This window comes from Streptomyces sp. CNT360 (assembly GCF_000424785.1).
Map to the genome: position 1 here is coordinate 89,618 of NZ_AUKO01000012.1, position 15,266 is coordinate 104,883.

Sequence of the window (15,266 nt, forward strand, 5' to 3'; positions counted from 1 at the left end):
CGGTCTGACGCCTGGCGGGAGCGGGTGCGGTCTCTTCGGCCGTGCCCGCTCCCGCCAGGCGTGCGAGGCCCGCACGACCGCCGAGGAGAACGCGCATGTTGGACATCGCCGCACAGCTGCACCGCTGGTGCGAGGAGGGCCGTGACTTCGCCGTCGCCACCGTCGTCGGCGTCAGCAACAGCGCCCCGCGGCCACTGGGCGCGGCGCTCGCCGTGGACGCGGACGGCGAGGCCCTCGGCAGCGTGAGCGGCGGCTGCGTCGAGGGCGCTGTCTACGAGCTGTGCCAGGAGGCGCTGGAGACGGGCGCCGGTGCCCGCCAGACCTTCGGCTACAGCGACGAGGACGCCTTCGCCGTCGGCCTCACCTGCGGCGGCATCATCGACATCCTGGTCACCCCGGCCCGCGTCGCCACCCCCGCGCGCGAGGCCTTCGCCGCGGCCGCTGCCGAGGCCGCGGCAGGCCGCACCGCGGCGCTCGTGACCCTCGTGGACGGACCCGAGGAGCTGCTGGGCGGCGCCCTGTGGCTGGACGCCGGCGGGCGTCCGCACGGGACGCTGGGAGGGGCCGATGCCCTGGACGCCACCGCGGCCGCCGAGGCCCGCGCCCTGCTGGAGGCCGGCCGCACGGCGACCGTGACCGTCGGTGCCGACGGCAGCATGTGCGGGCAGCCGGTGACCGTACTGGTCGAGTCGAGCGTGCCGCCGCCGCGGATGCTGGTCTTCGGCGCCATCGACTTCGCGGGGGCGCTGGTGCGGATCGGCAAGTTCCTCGGCTACCACGTGACCGTGTGCGACGCGCGCCCCGTCTTCGCCACCGCGGGCCGCTTCCCCGACGCCGACGAGGTCGTCGTCGACTGGCCGCACCGTCACCTCGCCACGCAGGAACTGGACGCCCGTACCGTCATCTGCGTCCTCACCCACGACGCCAAGTTCGACGTACCGCTGCTGGAACGCGCCCTGCGGCTGCCGGTCGCCTACGTGGGAGCCATGGGCTCCCGGCGCACCCACCTCGACCGGCTGGAGCGGCTGCGCGGGATCGGGCTGACCGAGCGCGAACTCGCCCGGCTGCGCTCACCCATCGGCCTCGACCTGGGGGCCCGCACCCCCGAGGAGACGGCGCTGTCCATGGCCGCGGAGATCGTCGCGGTACGCCAGGGCGGCACCGGCGTACCCCTCAACGGTGCCCACACCCCCATCCACCACGAGGTGGACCCCGCCTCGCTCACGGGCGGAAGCGGCCGGGCGGCGGGCTGAGGTGCCCGCACGGGGCGCAGGTCTCACAGCAGCTTCACGTTCATCAGCAGCGCACGGTGGTCGGTGCCCTTCAGGTCGAGGAACTCGCCGCTCACCGGGACCATCTCCTCGCTCAGCAGCACATGGTCGATCTGCGCCCCCAGCACCGGGGTGGTGCGGGTGGGCCACGTCGGTGTGCGGGAGTTGCCCAGCAGCCGGGAGGCGTCGTGCATCCCGGTGTCCAGCACGGCACGGAAAGCGGCGTGGTCCTGCGAGGAGTTGAAGTCGCCTGCGACGACCGTCGGCAGTCTGCGGGCCGCCGCGTACGCGCGCAGTCGGTCCAGCTCCCTGCGCCAGGCGGCCGTGCGGCCCGCCTCGGGCGGCATCGGGTGCGCCACCTGGAGGGCGACCTCCGCGCCGTGCACGTCGGCGACGGCGCCCGGCATCGACAGCCGCCCGCGCACCTGTGAGCGGTCGTGCAGCGGGTAGACGCTCAGCAGTGCCGAACCCCGGGCGCTGCCGTCCACACCCGTCACGCGCCGGTGCGGGTACGCCTTGCGCAGTGCGGGGCTCTCCAGCGCCCGTGCGCACCGCGTGCTGCACTCCTGGACGGCGACGAGCTGCGGGCGCTCCCGCTGCACCGTCCGCACCAGGTCCGCGGTGGCCCCGCCGTACTGGAGATTCGCCGTCAGGATCCGGAACTGGGCCTTCCCGGCCAGGCCCGCCGCACCGTCGGGGGCCGGTGGGCCGTACGGGCGCAGGAACCAGCCTGTGCCCGCCAGCACCACCAGCGCCCACACCAGCAGCAGCCAGCGCCGCGCCAGCGCCGCCCCCAGCAACGCCAGCCAGGCGGGCACCAGGAACCACGGCAGGAACGCCAGCAACTGCGGCACCGGCGTCGGCCCGTCCTCGTCGGCCGCGCGGAACCCCAGCGGCACCGAGAGGCCGAGCAGGATCAGCACGCACAGCGCCGCCAGAAAGGGATACCGCGGACCTCGACGCCTGCCGTCCGGAGCGTCGTCCGCCGCCGCTGCCCGCTGTCTGTCCGTGCTCGCCCCCGTGTACACGTCTCCGATGATGCCGCACCTCCTGTCACGTTCCGGGTGAGCCCCCGCCCGGGGGTGGTGCGCGCGCGGCCGGACGTACACGATGGGCTCCCAGCACCCCGGCCCCCCGCCGACCAGGAGGGAACATGATCCCGCCCACGCCCACCGAGGCCTTCCGCACCGCCCGCGACACGCTGCTGGCGCACCGGACGGACTACGAGGCCGCCCGCGCCGCCTTCGCCTGGCCCCGGCCCGAGTACTTCAACTGGGCGCTGGACTGGTTCGACCACATCGCCGAGGGCAACGACCGTCCGGCCCTGCACATCGTCGAGGAGGACGGCACCGAACGCCGCGTCACCTTCGCGCAGATGCGCGCCCGCTCCGACCAGGTCGCGAACTGGCTGCGCGGGCGCGGGGTGGTACCCGGCGACCGCGTCGTCGTGATGCTCGGCAACCAGGTCGAGCTGTGGGAGACCCTGCTCGCCCTGATGAAGCTGCGTGCCGTCGTCATCCCCGCCACCCCGCAGCTCGGCCCGCGCGACCTGGTCGACCGCATCACCCGCGGCGAGGCCCGCCACGTGGTGGTCCGCGCCGCCGACACCGGCAAGTTCGACGAGGTACCCGGCACCTACACGCGGATCGCCGTCGGCAGCGGGGGGACGCCCGCCGCGGGCTGGCTCGCCTACGAGGACGCGAACACCGCAGGGCGCAGCTTCGATCCGCAGGGCGTCACCCGCGCCGACGACACGCTGCTGCTGTACTTCACCTCCGGCACCACGGCGCTGCCCAAACTCGTCGAGCACACCCACGTGTCCTACCCCGTGGGCCACCTGGCGACCATGTACTGGATCGGCCTGCGCCCCGGCGACGTGCACCTCAACATCTCCTCGCCCGGCTGGGCCAAGCACGCCTGGTCCAACTTCTTCGCGCCCTGGAACGCCGAGGCGACCATCTTCATCCACAACTACACCCGGTTCGACGCGGGCCGCCTCCTGGCCGAGATGGAGGGCGCCGGCGTCACCAGCTTCTGCGCCCCGCCCACCGTGTGGCGGATGCTCATCCAGGCGGACCTGGGGACGCTGAAAGCCGTCCCTCGCGAGGTCGTCGCGGCGGGAGAGCCCCTCAACCCCGAGGTCATCGAGCACGTGCGCCGCGTGTGGGGGCTGACCATCCGCGACGGCTTCGGGCAGACCGAGACCGCCGTGCAGGTCGCCAACACCCCGGGGCAGCCCCTCAAGCCCGGCTCGATGGGCCGTCCCACGCCCGGCTTCGACGTCACGCTCGTCGATCCCGTCACCGGCGAGGCGGGCGTCGAGGAGGGCGAGATCTGCCTCGACCTCGCCGGGGACCCGGTGGGTCTGATGCGGGGGTACCGGGGTGACCCCGAGCGCACCGCGGAGGCGATGGCCGGCGGCTACTACCGCACCGGCGACATCGGCGCCCGCGACGCGGACGGTCATCTCACGTACGTGGGGCGCTCCGACGACGTCTTCAAGGCCAGCGACTACAAGATCTCCCCCTTCGAGGTGGAGAGCGTCCTGCTGGAGCACGAGGCCGTCGCCGAGGCGGCCGTCGTGCCCTCACCGGACCCCGTGCGGCTGGCGGTGCCGAAGGCGTACGTGGTGCTCGCGCAGGGCCACGCGGCCGACGAGGAGACCGCGCAGACGCTGTTCGCCCACTGCCGGGAGCGACTGGCCCCCTACAAGCGGGTGCGGGTCGTGGAGTTCGCCGAGCTGCCCAAGACCATCTCGGGGAAGATCCGCCGCGTCGAGCTGCGCGCCCACGCGGCAGGCGAGGGCGGAAGTCCGGGGACCGAGTACCGCGAACGCTGAGGGCGCCTGCCTGCTGCCTGCCCCTGCTGGCCCCTTAGCGGGGAGTGCGCAGCAGGTGGCCGGCGGCGTCGTTGACGGGGCTGGGGGTACCGGTCAGGTCGAGCACGAACAGGGGGAGGGACAGCTCGTCGGCGCGGGTCCTGGCCTCGGGGACGTACCCGGCGAGGGCGAAGCAGACGGCCTCGGCCGCGTCGTTGAGGCCGGTCAGCCACAGGGTCTCCACCTCGCGCACCCCGGCCGGCGTGGTGGAGGGGTCGACGTGGGCGACGACCCCGGTGCCGCGCACGTCCACGCCGGAGGCGGGCGTCCGCTCGGCCATGCGTACCTGCCCGAAGCCCAGCCAGCGCAGGTACTGCGCGGCGGCGTTCCTCGCGTCGTACGCCGTGCGGATGGTGACGGGGCGGAACGGCGGCCGTGGCACGGGCGGTGCTGTGGCCTGCCGCGCCGCGGGGGGTCGCACCGGGGCCGGGCGAGGGGAGGCGGGCGCCGGGGCCACGGGCACCCGCAGGGTGGCGCCGCAGCCGCAGCCGAACTCCGGCTGCGGCCACTGGTCCACGCGCCCGCATGCCGCACAGCGCAGGGAGACCCAGGAGCCCGCCCAGGTGCGGTGCCGCACCTGGGTGGCCGCGGTGGCCCGCGGCAGCGGCAGCTCCACCGGCGAGCCGCAGCCACAGGGGTAGACCGGCGCGTTGTAGCGGTGCTCGCGACGGCACACCGGGCAGCGCACCAGCACGTGTTCAGCCATCGTTCGGGCTCCAGCACAGGTCGTGAGGCGGTCCTGGTGCGGCGGGCACGGTCGTACGCCGTGACCCGCGCGCACCCCAATCGTCTCCGATGGGGCGGGTTTTCCGAAGGGGCGGATGCCGGGGAGGGGCCGGTGTGCGAAAGGATGGCCGGAAATGGCAAGAAGATGCCCCCGCGCGGGACGGCCACCCCTCATCAACCGGACCGTCCCGCACGGGGGCGCGCACGGGCCGACCTCCCAATCAGCCCGGTACGCCGCTCATGGTGCGGCTCGCGCGGAGCGCGTCAGTCAGCTCTCCCGCAGCTCGCGGACCGCCTCCTCCACGCGCTTGCCGTACTCGGGGTCGGCGGCGGCGAAGTGGGCGATGTTCTTCTCCACGACGTCCTCACGGGAGACCTGCGAGAGGCCGCCCGCGATGTTGGCGATCAGCCGGCCCTTCTCCTCCTCGGACATCAGCCGGTAGAGCTCGCCGGCCTGGAAGAAGTCGTCGTCCTTGGCGTGCTGGGGTGCCTCGTGGGTGCCCCAGTGGCCGGTCACCGCCAGCGGCGCGGACAGCGGGGCGCCGGTCTCGACGGGGCCGCCGTAGGAGTTGGGCTCGTAGTTCTTGGCGTGGCGGTCGTAGGCGTTGGTGGCCATCAGACCGTCCCGGCCGTAGTTGGCGGCGCCCGTCGGCACGCCCTTGGGCGCGTTGACCGCGAGCTGGGTGTGGTTGACGCCCAGCCGGTAGCGGTGCGCGTCCGCGTAGGAGAACAGCCGGCCCTGCAGCATCTTGTCCGGCGAGGGGCCGATGCCGGGCACGAAGTTGTTGGGTGAGAACGCCGACTGCTCGACCTCGGCGAAGACGTTGTCCGGGTTGCGGTCCAGCACCAGGCGGCCCACCCGCTGCAGCGGGTAGTCCTTGTGCGGCCACACCTTCGTCAGGTCGAACGGGTTGAAGCGGTAGTCGGCCGCCTCCGCGGCGGGCATGACCTGGACGTACAGCGTCCAGGACGGGCAGACGCCGCGCTCGATCGACTGGAGCAGGTCGGTCTGGTGGCTGTTGGGGTCGGTGCCCGACACCTCGGCGCCCTGATCGGAGGACAGGCAGCGGATGCCCTGGTTCGTCTTGAAGTGGTACTTGACGAAGAAGACCTCGCCCTCCGCGTTCGTCCACTGGTAGGTGTGCGAGCCGTAACCGTTCATGTGGCGGTAGGACGCGGGGATGCCGCGGTCGCCCATCAGCCAGGTGACCTGGTGGGTGGCCTCGGGGGAGTGGGCCCAGAAGTCCCAGACGTTGTCCGGCTCCTGCTTGCCGGTGAAGGGGTCGCGCTTCTGGGAGTGGATGAAGTCGGGGAACTTCAGCGGGTCCTTGATGAAGAAGACCGGGGTGTTGTTGCCGACGAGGTCGTAGTTGCCCTCCTCGGTGTAGAACTTGAGGGCGAAGCCGCGCGGGTCGCGGGCCGCGTCGGGGCCGCCGAGGTTGTCGGCGACGGTGGAGAAGCGGGCGAACGCCTCGGTGCGGCGGCCGACCTCACCGAGGAAGTGGGCGCGGGTGTAGGCCGTGACGTCGTCCGTCACCTCGAAGTAGCCGTAGGCGCCGGAGCCGCGGGCGTGCACCACGCGCTCCGGGATGCGCTCGCGGTTGAACCGGGCGAGCTTCTCCAGCAGGTGCTGGTCCTGGAGCAGGAGCGGGCCACCGATGCCGGCGGAGGTGGAGTTCTGGTTGTCGGCGACGGGCGCACCCGCCTCGGTGGTCAGCGTGGGCTTCGACGACTTCGACATGGACGACCTTCCTGGGGCACGTGATTTGCGGAAAACAGTTTCCGCATCATGGAGCGTAGGGAGGGTGCAGGGGTGAGTCAACAGTTTGTTGAAAGTTCGGCACGAGGGGAACCCCCGGCACGCCGTTCCGGTGCGGCGGGAATCAGCCGCACCCCGGGTCCTGTCCGGCCCCACCGGCCACCCACGTCTGCCCCGGGGTGCGACGTACGCACGTCCTGACCGCGCGTGTTCAGGGAACATGACGCATGCACGGGAGGAACCATGGAACTGCTGTCACCAGTTCACGCCGCGCGAGGCCGCATCCCTCCCGGCCGCACCCGGGACCTCCCTGTCCGACTGCTGGTGGCCGCCCGCGCTCCCGACGCCCCCGCACTGCTGCACCGCCCACGTGGGGCCGATGCTGCGGCGCAGCAAGGAGCGGGCCATCTCGTGGACGCCCTCGTCGTACTGGTCGTCCGACGAGGCGCCCGCCCTGTTCGACACCGAGCACCAGGAGAACCCGTGCTCCCGGGCCCAGGGCTGTGCGGGTCTGCTCACCTTCCTGCGCCGCCCGGAGCGGCCGGAGAGGCCGGACGCGTTCGGCCCCGCCCCCTCGCGGTGAGGGAGCGGGACCGCCAGCGGGTACGGCGGGCAGGGGCTCAGCCCAGCGGCACGGTGGCCGTGGGGGCGTGTGCCGCCTCGACGGCCAGCTCCTCGAACTCGTTGACCGAGGCGATGTCGCTGCCGCTCATCGAGATGTTGGTGATCCGCTCCAGGATCGCCTCCACCACCACGGGCACCCGGTGCTCGGCCGCGATCTTCTTGGCCTCCTCGAAGGCGGACAGCAGCTTGTCCGGCTCGGTGACGCGGAGCGCCTTGCAGCCCAGGCCCTCGGCGACCTTGACGTGGTCGACGCCGTAGCCGCCCAGCTCCGGGGCGTTGATGTTGTCGAACTCCAGGTTCACCTGGAAGTCCATGTCGAAGCCGCGCTGCGCCTGGCGGATCAGGCCCAGGTAGGAGTTGTTGACCAGCACGTGCACGTACGGGATGTGATGCTGCGCGCCGACCGCCAGTTCCTCGATCATGAACTGGAAGTCGTAGTCGCCCGACAGCGCCACGACGCTCGCCTCCGGGTCCGCCTTGGCGACACCGAGCGCGGCCGGCACCGTCCAGCCCAGCGGGCCCGCCTGGCCGCAGTTGATCCAGTGCCGCGGCCGGTAGACGTGCAGGAACTGCGCGCCCGCGATCTGCGAGAGGCCGATGGTGGACACGTAACGCGTCTCGGGGCCGAAGGCCCGGTTCATCTCCTCGTAGACGCGCTGCGGCTTGAGCGGAACGTCGTCGAAGTGGGTACGGCGCTGCAGCTCACCCTTGCGCTGCCGGGTGGTGTCCGCCCACTTGGCCAGATCCTTGAGCTGCCCGGCGGCCTTGCGCTCCTTGGCGACCTCGACGAAGAGGGCCAGCGCGGCGTGCGCGTCGGAGACGATGCCGTAGTCCGGCGCGAAGATCTTGCCGATCTGGGTCGGCTCGATGTCCACGTGGACGAACGTGCGGCCCTCGGTGTAGGTGGCCAGCGCACCGGTGTGGCGGTTGGCCCAGCGGTTGCCGATGCCCAGGACGAAGTCGGACTCCAGGAAGGTGGAGTTGCCGTACCGGTGCGAGGTCTGCAGGCCGACCATGCCGGCGTGCAGCGCGTGGTCGTCACCGATCGCGCCCCAGCCCATCAGGGTCGGCACGACGGGGATGCCGGTCAGTTCGGCGAACTCGACCAGCAGGTCGGACGCGTCGGCGTTGATGATGCCGCCGCCCGCCACGATCAGCGGCCGCTCGGCCTCGGCCAGCATGTCCATGGCCTTCTCGACCTGCCTGCGGCTCGCGGCCGGCTTGTGCGGGACCAGCGGCTCGTAGGTGTCCGGGTCGAACTCGATCTCGGTCTGCTGGACGTCGATCGGCAGGTCGATCAGGACCGGGCCCGGGCGGCCCGAGCGCATCAGGTGGAACGCCTCCTGGAAGACACCCGGAACCTGCGCGGCCTCCTTGACGGTGGTCGCCTTCTTGGTGACGGGGGCCGCGATGGAGGCGATGTCGACGGCCTGGAAGTCCTCCTTCTCGATCACCGCGACCGGCGCCTGTCCGGTGATGCACAGGATCGGGACGGAGTCACCGATGGCCGAGTAGAGGCCGGTGATCATGTCGGTGCCGGCCGGCCCCGAGGTGCCGATGCACACCCCGATGTTGCCGGGCGCGGTACGGGTGTAGCCCTCGGCCATGTGCGAGGCGCCCTCGACGTGGCGGGCGAGCGTGTGCTCGATGCCGCCGGCGGCACGCAGGGCGGCGTAGAACGGGTTGATCGCCGCACCCGGTACGCCGAACGCGACATCCACACCCTCACGCTTGAGGATCTCAACTGCCGCACGGGCAGCGGTCATACGAGCCATCGAACTCTCCTGGTTCGGTGCAGGTGGTACCCGGGCGGCGGCGCCTGGGCGCGACAGGACAGTGTCGACGCCGCCGCCCGGAGTCGGTGGGTGAAGGCCCGCAGGTCAGGAACCGGGAGGGGTGTCCGGGGTGACCCGGCTGGGGCGTTCCTCAGTTGGCGCCGTCGGGGTTCTCCCCCGACAGCCGCTTGACGCTGCGCACCAGCGCCGAGTGGTCGAGCCCGCCGTCGCCCTGCGCACGCAGCGCGGCGACCAGCTGGGCGACCAGCGCGCCGGCGGGCACGGCGGCGCCGACGGCGCGGGCCGCGTCGGTGACGATGCCCATGTCCTTGTGGTGCAGGTCGATCTTGAAGCCGGGCCGGTAGTCGCCGGCCAGGATGCTGTCCTTCTTGCGGGTCAGCACGGTGGAGCCGGCCAGCCCGCCGTTGAGCACGTCGAGGGCGGCCTTCAGGTCCACGCCGGACTTCTTGAGGAAGACCACGGCCTCGGCGACGGCCTCGATGTTGACGGCGACGATGAGCTGGTTGGCGGCCTTCACGGTCTGGCCCGAGCCGGCCGGGCCGCACAGCACGATCGTCTTGCCGAGCACGTCCAGGATCGGCTTCGCCGCCTCGAAGTCCTCCTGCTCACCACCGACCATGATGGAGAGCACGGCCTCGATCGCGCCGGCCTCGCCGCCGGAGACCGGGGCGTCGAGGGCGCGCACCCCCTTGGCCTTGGCAGCCGCGGCGACCTCGATGGAGGTCTGCGGGGTGATCGAGGACATGTCGATGATCAGGCCGCCCTCGCGGATGTTCTCCAGGACGCCGCCCTCGTGCAGGACGACGGCCTCGACCTGCGGGGAGGCCGGAACCATCGTGATCACGACGTCGGCGTCCCCGACGGCCTCCGCGATGGAGGACGCGCCCTTGCCGCCGTCCTTGGCGAACTGCTCGACCTTCTCGGCCTCCAGCGTGTACGCCGTGACGTCGTAACCCGCCTTGAGCAGGTTGCGCGCCATGGGGGCGCCCATGATGCCCAGACCGATGAAGCCGATCCTGGTGTTGCCGGCCGTGTGAGCCATGACTGCTTGCCTTTCGCAGATCCTGTCGTTGCCCGCCCCGCGCCGGGGGCACTGTCCCGGACCGTGTCCGGGGAGGGCGATTACTTGCCCAGCCACCCGAAGGAGGCCGCGCTGCCGTTGTCGCCGGGCTTGTACTCCAGCCCGATCAGGCCGTCGTAACCGGCCTTGTCGAGCCGGCCGAAGAGCTCGTCGAAGTCGAGGGAGCCGGTGCCCGGCGCGCCGCGGCCCGGGTTGTCGGCGATCTGCACGTGCCCGGTCCTGGCGGTGCAGCTGTCGATGACGCTCGCCAGGTCCTCCCCGTTCATGGACAGGTGGTAGAGGTCCATCAGGAACTGTGCGTTGCCCAGCCCGCTCGCCTCGTTCACCTTGTCGACGGTCTCGATCGCCCTCGGCGCGCTCACCAGCGGGCACTTGGGCGACTCGGGCGCGTTGAGCGCCTCGATCAGCAGCACGGCGCCGACCCGGTCCGCCTCCCGCGCCGCCAGCACGAGGTTCTCCAGCGCGAGTTCGTCCTGCTGCTGGGCGGTGGCCCCCTCGACGCGGTTGCCGTAGAGGGCGTTGAAGGCCTTGCAGCCCAGCGACCGGGCGAAGTCGGCGGCCACCGGGAGGTTGGCGCGGAACTTCGCCGACTCCTCGCCGGGGATGGACAGGGCGCCCCGGTCGGGGCCGGGGAGCTGCCCCGCGTAGAAGTTCAGCCCGGTGAGCTGGACGCCTGCGTCCTCGATGGCGCTGCGCAGCGCGTCGAGCTCCGCGGGGTCGGGCACGGGGGCGTCGACCCAGGGCCACCACAGCTCGATCTTGTCGAAGCCCGCGGCAGCGGCGGCCGCCGGGCGCTCCAGCAAGGGGAGCTCGGTGAAGAGGATCGAGGCGTTGACGGTGAACCGGTCCGAGGAGACCACTGCGACCGCCCTCCCTTCCTTGGGGTGTCGTCCGGTGAGCCGGTCATAGAATTTCGTATCGTGAAACTCGTATTCTGCTCACTGGAAGATTGCTCTCCGACGGACAGTCCTGTCAAGAGTCGCCGTCGACGAAGGGGCCGGGCTCTCCCGTCGTCCGACGGGGCCCGGGGCCGCTACGCGCCGAGGAGCGCGGCGGAACGTCACGGGCTCCGCAGGTCTCGCGGGTGCCGGTGCGCCGCGGTGAGGCGGTTTCCGGCCCGGGGTGAGCTCCCCGTGCCGGATGAGCGGGGCGTCGGCGATCCGCCGGGGCAACTACCGTGTCCGGGAGGGTGGTTGCGGGGTTCGTCGTGAGGGAGTATGGGAGGCGTCGCGGCGGACGCCGAGCCGGTGCGGCACGTATTCTCCCGGTGCCTGTACCGGACCGGTGCGCAGGTGCCACACTGTTGTGACCGCCCAGTCACCCTTGGGAGTCGGAATGTCCGCCATGATCCAGCCGTCCGGTGAGCCGTCGCGTCGAGTGGTCCAGGACCAGCCCAACGGTCCGACCGCGCTGCGGATCATCCTGGGCGTCAAGCTGCGCAGGCTGCGCCAGTCGCTGGACATCTCCCGGGAGGAGGCAGGGCGTGCCATCCGCGGCTCCCACGCCAAGATCATCCGGCTGGAACGCGGTCAGGTCGGCGCCAAGGAGCGCGATCTGCGGGATCTTCTGACGCTCTACGGTGTCCACGACGTCGAACAGCGCGAGGAGTTCTTCGACTTCGCCCGGCAGGCCAACTCTCCCGGCTGGTGGCACCAGTACTCCGACGTGCTGGAGGACTGGTTCGAGCTGCACCTCGGCCTGGAGGACGCGGCCTCCATGATCCGCACGTACGAGGTCCAGTTCCTGCCCGGCCTGCTGCAGACCGAGGAGTACGCGCACGCGGTCAGCCTCCTCGGCTATCCCACGGCCGAGCCCCGCAAGGTGGCGCGGATCGTCGCCCTGAGGATGGCGCGCCAGAAGCTGCTGGAGCGTGCGGACTCGCCGCACCTGTGGGCCGTGGTCGACGAGGCGGTGGTGCGCCGCCCGTTCGGCGGTCCCGAGGTGATGCGCGAGCAGCTCGAACACCTGCTGGCGATGGTGCGGTTGCCGCACATCACGCTCCAGGTGGCGCCCTTCGCGGTCACGGCGGCGGCCGCCGGTACGCCCGTGACGCTGCTGCGGTTCGCCGACCCCGACCTGCCGGACAAGGTGTACCTGGAGCACCTGACCAACGCGGTCTACCTCGACAAGCCCGCCGAGATCGACCAGTACACGCTGATCATGGACCGGCTGTGTGCGGAGGCCTACTCACCGGGCGAGACGGTCTCCTTCATCGAGGGACTCCTCCAAGAGCTGCGCTGACCCGCGGGGGGCCGCCCCGGCGTCGGTAGTGTGTGGTCCATGAAACGCTTGCGTGTGGAGTTCACGACCGAGCCCTTCGACCTCGACGAGGCGCCGGAGCACGCTGTCGTGGCCCGGGAGGTCGTCCAGGGTGCGGCACTCGATGCCGTGGACGTCGGCCCCTTCGGGAACACCGCGGAGGGCTCCGCCGAGCAGGTGCTGGACGCCGTGACCGAGCTGCTGCGCCGCTCGCTGGGGGCGGGAGCGACCCGGGTCTCCCTGCAGGTCAACGTGGTGGGGGAGGACGAGGGCTGATGGGGGAGGAGCCGCACGCCGCGGGGCATCCGTTCGTCGTGGCGGTCAAGCCGCTGGTGGACGCCATGGGCGGGTCGATGGTGGCGCCGCACCAGGCGCAGGGGGACGACGTGGTCCTCTCCTGGGAGGGGGAGGACGTGGTGGCCGTGCGGCTGCCGCATCTCTCGGACTCCCTCGATCACATCCTGACCGAGCTGGAGCGGCGGCACGGGGTGCCGCTCGCCCAGCTGGACCGCAGGACCAAGCAGTCGGTGGTCCGCATCCTGGAGACCCGGGGCGCCTTCTCGGTCCGGCACGGGGTGGAGACGGTGGCCGGCGCTCTGGGCGTCTCACGCTTCACCGTGTACAACTACCTCAACAGGGACAACGGCCGCTCGGACTGACGGCCGCCGGCTGCGGGGGCGTCGAGCTCCCGGACGCGGCCGGCGTGGACCGGCCCGCCATGCACTTCCGCATGGCGGGTTTTTGTTTTCGGGATGATGAAAAGACTTCAACAAACTGTTGACGTCGTGTTGCCGGAGGACTTAGCTGTTCCCAGCCCGAACAGCACCACGGCCACGGAGGTCCCGTGACTTCGCGTTCGACGCCAGGTCTCACCTGGCTCAACTCCGCCAAGGACACCGAGGCGCGCGCCGCACTCCACGACGTGTGCGCCGCCGGAAGCTGGGCGAGCGCGCTGCTCGCCCGGCGCCCGTACGACAGCGCCGAGGCCCTCTTCGCGGCGAGTGACGAGGCCACCGAAGCCCTCACCGACGCAGGGCTCGACGAGGCCATGTCCGGGCACCCGCCCATCGGCCGGCCCAGGCCCGGAGACCCGACCTCGGCGCGCGAGCAGCGCGGCATGGCCGGCGCCTCCGAGGATCTCAAGGCCGAGATGCTCGAACTCAACCTGGCCTACCAGGAGAAGTTCGGGCACGTGTTCCTCATCTGCGCCACGGGCAGAAGTGCCCAGGAGATGCGGGACGCCGTTCGTCATCGGATCGAGAACACCCCGCAACAGGAGCGGGAGACCGTGCGGCAGGAGCTGGCGAAGATCAACCGACTGCGCCTGACCCGCCTCACGGAGGATGGGGGCACCCCCGGCCGGAGGCTGGGGGAGAGTCCCCACGGCATGAGCGACGCGACGAGCACTTCGGTGTCCACGCACATCCTGGACACCAGCCGCGGCCGCCCGGCCGCCGGGGTGGGCGTGCGGCTCTTCGTGCGCCAGGGTGACGGACAGGCCGCATGGGCCGCGCACGGGGCGTCGCAGACCGACGCCGACGGGCGCTGCAAGGACTTTCCGGCGCTGCCGGAAGGCACCACGCACGTGCGGCTCGTCTTCGAGACGGAGCCGTACTTCGTGGCACAGCACAGTGCGGACCACCACAGCGTGGCGCAGCACAGTTCGAATCCGCGCAGCCAGCGCGAAGCCGCGGAACAGCAGGACGCCCCCCGCGTAAGGGACAGCGCACCAGGCAGCTTCTTTCCCGAGGTGACCATCGTGTTCGCGGTCGACCCGGGCGAGCACTACCACGTGCCGCTGCTGCTCAACCCGTTCGGCTACTCCGTGTACCGAGGGAGCTGACACCTATGCCCACGATTCTCGGCCAGAACCAGTACGGCAAGGCGGAGAACCGCGTCGTCAAGATCACGCGGGACGGCGACACACACCACATCAAGGACCTCAACGTCTCGGTCGCCCTCAGCGGCGACCTGGACGACGTCCACTACTCCGGCTCGAACGCCCACGTCCTGCCGACCGACACCACCAAGAACACGTGCTTCGCCTTCGCCAAGGAGTACGGCATCGAGTCGGCCGAGGCGTACGGTCTGCTGCTGGCCCGGCACTTCGTCGACAACACGGAGCCGATCCACCGGGCCCGCATCCGGATCGAGGAGTACGAGTGGGAGCGCATCCCGACCTCCGACGCCAACTCGAAGTTCATCGGCGCCGACGAGGTCAAGCACTCCTTCGTACGCAAGGGCCAGGAGACCCGCACCGCGCAGATCACCTACGACGGTGAGAGCGTCGAGGTGCTCTCCGGCCTCAAGGATCTGACGGTCCTCAACTCCACCGCCTCGGAGTTCTGGGGCTACATCAAGGACCGTTACACCTCGCTCAAGGAGGACTACGACCGCATCCTGGCCACCTCGGTCAGCGCCGTGTGGCGCCACAACTACACCGGTGCCGAGGAGGAGCGGACGCCCAACTGGGACAAGTCCTACGCCCAGGCGAAGAAGCACATGCTGCACGCCTTCGCCGAGACCTACTCCCTCTCGTTGCAGCAGACCCTCTACCAGATGGGTTCGCGCGTCATCAACTCCCGGCCCGAGATCGACGAGATCCGTTTCTCGATGCCGAACAAGCACCACTTCAAGGTCGACCTGTCCCCGTTCGACATCAAGAACGAGGCGGCGGACGGGGCGGTCTACTACGCCGCGGACCGGCCGTACGGCCTGATCGAGGCGACCGTTCTGCGTGACGGGGCCACCCCCCGCATACCCGTGGACATGACCAACCTCTGACACCACCCCTGCCTGATCCCTTCCCCCTCCCGGGGAACCGTTTCCGGCCCCGCGCACTCCCCGCACGGGCCCGCGCCTTCGAGCGGGG

At 71.2% G+C, this 15,266-nt stretch carries 14 protein-coding genes; 8 read left to right on the forward strand and 6 right to left on the reverse strand.

Going from position 1 to position 15,266, the window contains the following annotated elements; genetic code table 11:
• The first annotated feature begins 95 nt into the window (after nucleotides 1–95).
• Entirely contained in the window at nucleotides 96–1,253 is a 1,158-nt protein-coding gene (locus tag H297_RS0113420; protein ID WP_027737473.1) for an XdhC/CoxI family protein, read from the forward strand.
• A gap of 23 nt (nucleotides 1,254–1,276) precedes the next feature.
• Here the strand turns inward: H297_RS0113420 and H297_RS0113425 are convergent, their stop codons facing one another.
• Nucleotides 1,277–2,299, reverse strand: a complete 1,023-nt coding sequence (locus tag H297_RS0113425; RefSeq protein ID WP_027737474.1) for an endonuclease/exonuclease/phosphatase family protein — start codon at nucleotides 2,297–2,299, stop codon at nucleotides 1,277–1,279.
• Between the two features lie 125 nt (nucleotides 2,300–2,424).
• On the opposite strand from H297_RS0113425, the gene H297_RS0113430 reads away from it, so the two are divergent.
• On the forward strand, nucleotides 2,425–4,110 hold the full coding sequence (locus H297_RS0113430; RefSeq protein ID WP_027737475.1) for an AMP-binding protein: 1,686 nt from the start codon (nucleotides 2,425–2,427) through the stop codon (nucleotides 4,108–4,110).
• A gap of 34 nt (nucleotides 4,111–4,144) precedes the next feature.
• On the opposite strand, the gene H297_RS0113435 is transcribed toward H297_RS0113430, so the two are convergent.
• Both H297_RS0113435 and H297_RS0113440 read right to left on the reverse strand, forming a co-directional pair.
• The gene (locus tag H297_RS0113435; RefSeq protein ID WP_027737476.1) at nucleotides 4,145–4,855 is read right to left on the reverse strand and encodes a hypothetical protein; all 711 of its coding nucleotides are present in this window, start codon (nucleotides 4,853–4,855) and stop codon (nucleotides 4,145–4,147) included.
• A 288-nt stretch (nucleotides 4,856–5,143) separates the two neighbouring features.
• Entirely contained in the window at nucleotides 5,144–6,616 is a 1,473-nt protein-coding gene (locus tag H297_RS0113440; RefSeq protein WP_027737477.1) for a catalase, read from the reverse strand.
• A 238-nt stretch (nucleotides 6,617–6,854) separates the two neighbouring features.
• Between H297_RS0113440 and H297_RS43215 the strand changes: the two genes are divergently transcribed.
• The gene (locus H297_RS43215) at nucleotides 6,855–7,217 is read left to right on the forward strand and encodes a hypothetical protein (RefSeq protein ID WP_158693672.1); all 363 of its coding nucleotides are present in this window, start codon (nucleotides 6,855–6,857) and stop codon (nucleotides 7,215–7,217) included.
• A 37-nt stretch (nucleotides 7,218–7,254) separates the two neighbouring features.
• Here the strand turns inward: H297_RS43215 and gcl are convergent, their stop codons facing one another.
• From gcl to H297_RS0113460, 3 genes are all read right to left on the reverse strand, one after another.
• Nucleotides 7,255–9,033, reverse strand: a complete 1,779-nt coding sequence (gcl, locus tag H297_RS0113450) for a glyoxylate carboligase (protein WP_199787193.1) — start codon at nucleotides 9,031–9,033, stop codon at nucleotides 7,255–7,257.
• 151 nt (nucleotides 9,034–9,184) lie between these two features.
• Nucleotides 9,185–10,117 (reverse strand): 2-hydroxy-3-oxopropionate reductase, encoded by a 933-nt coding sequence (locus H297_RS0113455; protein WP_486589518.1) that lies wholly within the window; start codon nucleotides 10,115–10,117, stop codon nucleotides 9,185–9,187.
• A gap of 59 nt (nucleotides 10,118–10,176) precedes the next feature.
• Nucleotides 10,177–10,995: a TIM barrel protein gene (locus H297_RS0113460; RefSeq protein WP_027737481.1), complete on the reverse strand. Its 819-nt coding sequence runs from the start codon at nucleotides 10,993–10,995 to the stop codon at nucleotides 10,177–10,179.
• 475 nt (nucleotides 10,996–11,470) lie between these two features.
• Here H297_RS0113460 and H297_RS0113465 point away from each other — a divergent pair, with 475 nt between their 5' ends.
• The 5 genes from H297_RS0113465 to pucL all read left to right on the forward strand — a co-directional run bounded on the left by H297_RS0113465 (nucleotide 11,471) and on the right by pucL (nucleotide 15,178).
• Nucleotides 11,471–12,376: a Scr1 family TA system antitoxin-like transcriptional regulator gene (locus tag H297_RS0113465; RefSeq protein WP_027737482.1), complete on the forward strand. Its 906-nt coding sequence runs from the start codon at nucleotides 11,471–11,473 to the stop codon at nucleotides 12,374–12,376.
• A 39-nt stretch (nucleotides 12,377–12,415) separates the two neighbouring features.
• Nucleotides 12,416–12,670, forward strand: a complete 255-nt coding sequence (locus H297_RS0113470; RefSeq protein WP_078514017.1) for a hypothetical protein — start codon at nucleotides 12,416–12,418, stop codon at nucleotides 12,668–12,670.
• Nucleotides 12,670–13,053, forward strand: a complete 384-nt coding sequence (locus H297_RS0113475) for a helix-turn-helix domain-containing protein (protein ID WP_027737484.1) — start codon at nucleotides 12,670–12,672, stop codon at nucleotides 13,051–13,053. Before H297_RS0113470 ends, H297_RS0113475 begins: the two co-directional genes overlap by 1 nt.
• Nucleotides 13,054–13,238: 185 nt before the next feature.
• Nucleotides 13,239–14,237: a 2-oxo-4-hydroxy-4-carboxy-5-ureidoimidazoline decarboxylase gene (gene uraD, locus H297_RS41550; RefSeq protein ID WP_078514019.1), complete on the forward strand. Its 999-nt coding sequence runs from the start codon at nucleotides 13,239–13,241 to the stop codon at nucleotides 14,235–14,237.
• Nucleotides 14,238–14,242: 5 nt separating this feature from the next.
• Complete coding sequence (gene pucL / locus H297_RS0113490) at nucleotides 14,243–15,178, forward strand: factor-independent urate hydroxylase (protein WP_027737485.1); 936 nt, start codon at nucleotides 14,243–14,245, stop codon at nucleotides 15,176–15,178.
• Nucleotides 15,179–15,266 lie beyond the last annotated feature (88 nt).

Bases quoted from the DNA above. Each gene is read 5' to 3' on its own strand.
- H297_RS0113420 (WP_027737473.1), top strand. From the start codon at position 96: ATGTTGGACATCGCCGCACAGCTGCACCGCTGGTGCGAGGAGGGCCGT.
- H297_RS0113430 (WP_027737475.1), top strand. From the start codon at position 2,425: ATGATCCCGCCCACGCCCACCGAGGCCTTCCGCACCGCCCGCGACACG.
- H297_RS0113435 (WP_027737476.1), bottom strand. From the start codon at position 4,855: ATGGCTGAACACGTGCTGGTGCGCTGCCCGGTGTGCCGTCGCGAGCAC.
- H297_RS0113440 (WP_027737477.1), bottom strand. From the start codon at position 6,616: ATGTCGAAGTCGTCGAAGCCCACGCTGACCACCGAGGCGGGTGCGCCC.
- H297_RS43215 (WP_158693672.1), top strand. From the start codon at position 6,855: ATGACGCATGCACGGGAGGAACCATGGAACTGCTGTCACCAGTTCACG.
- gcl (WP_199787193.1), bottom strand. From the start codon at position 9,033: ATGGCTCGTATGACCGCTGCCCGTGCGGCAGTTGAGATCCTCAAGCGT.
- H297_RS0113465 (WP_027737482.1), top strand. From the start codon at position 11,471: ATGTCCGCCATGATCCAGCCGTCCGGTGAGCCGTCGCGTCGAGTGGTC.
- H297_RS0113470 (WP_078514017.1), top strand. From the start codon at position 12,416: ATGAAACGCTTGCGTGTGGAGTTCACGACCGAGCCCTTCGACCTCGAC.
- H297_RS0113475 (WP_027737484.1), top strand. From the start codon at position 12,670: ATGGGGGAGGAGCCGCACGCCGCGGGGCATCCGTTCGTCGTGGCGGTC.
- pucL (WP_027737485.1), top strand. From the start codon at position 14,243: ATGCCCACGATTCTCGGCCAGAACCAGTACGGCAAGGCGGAGAACCGC.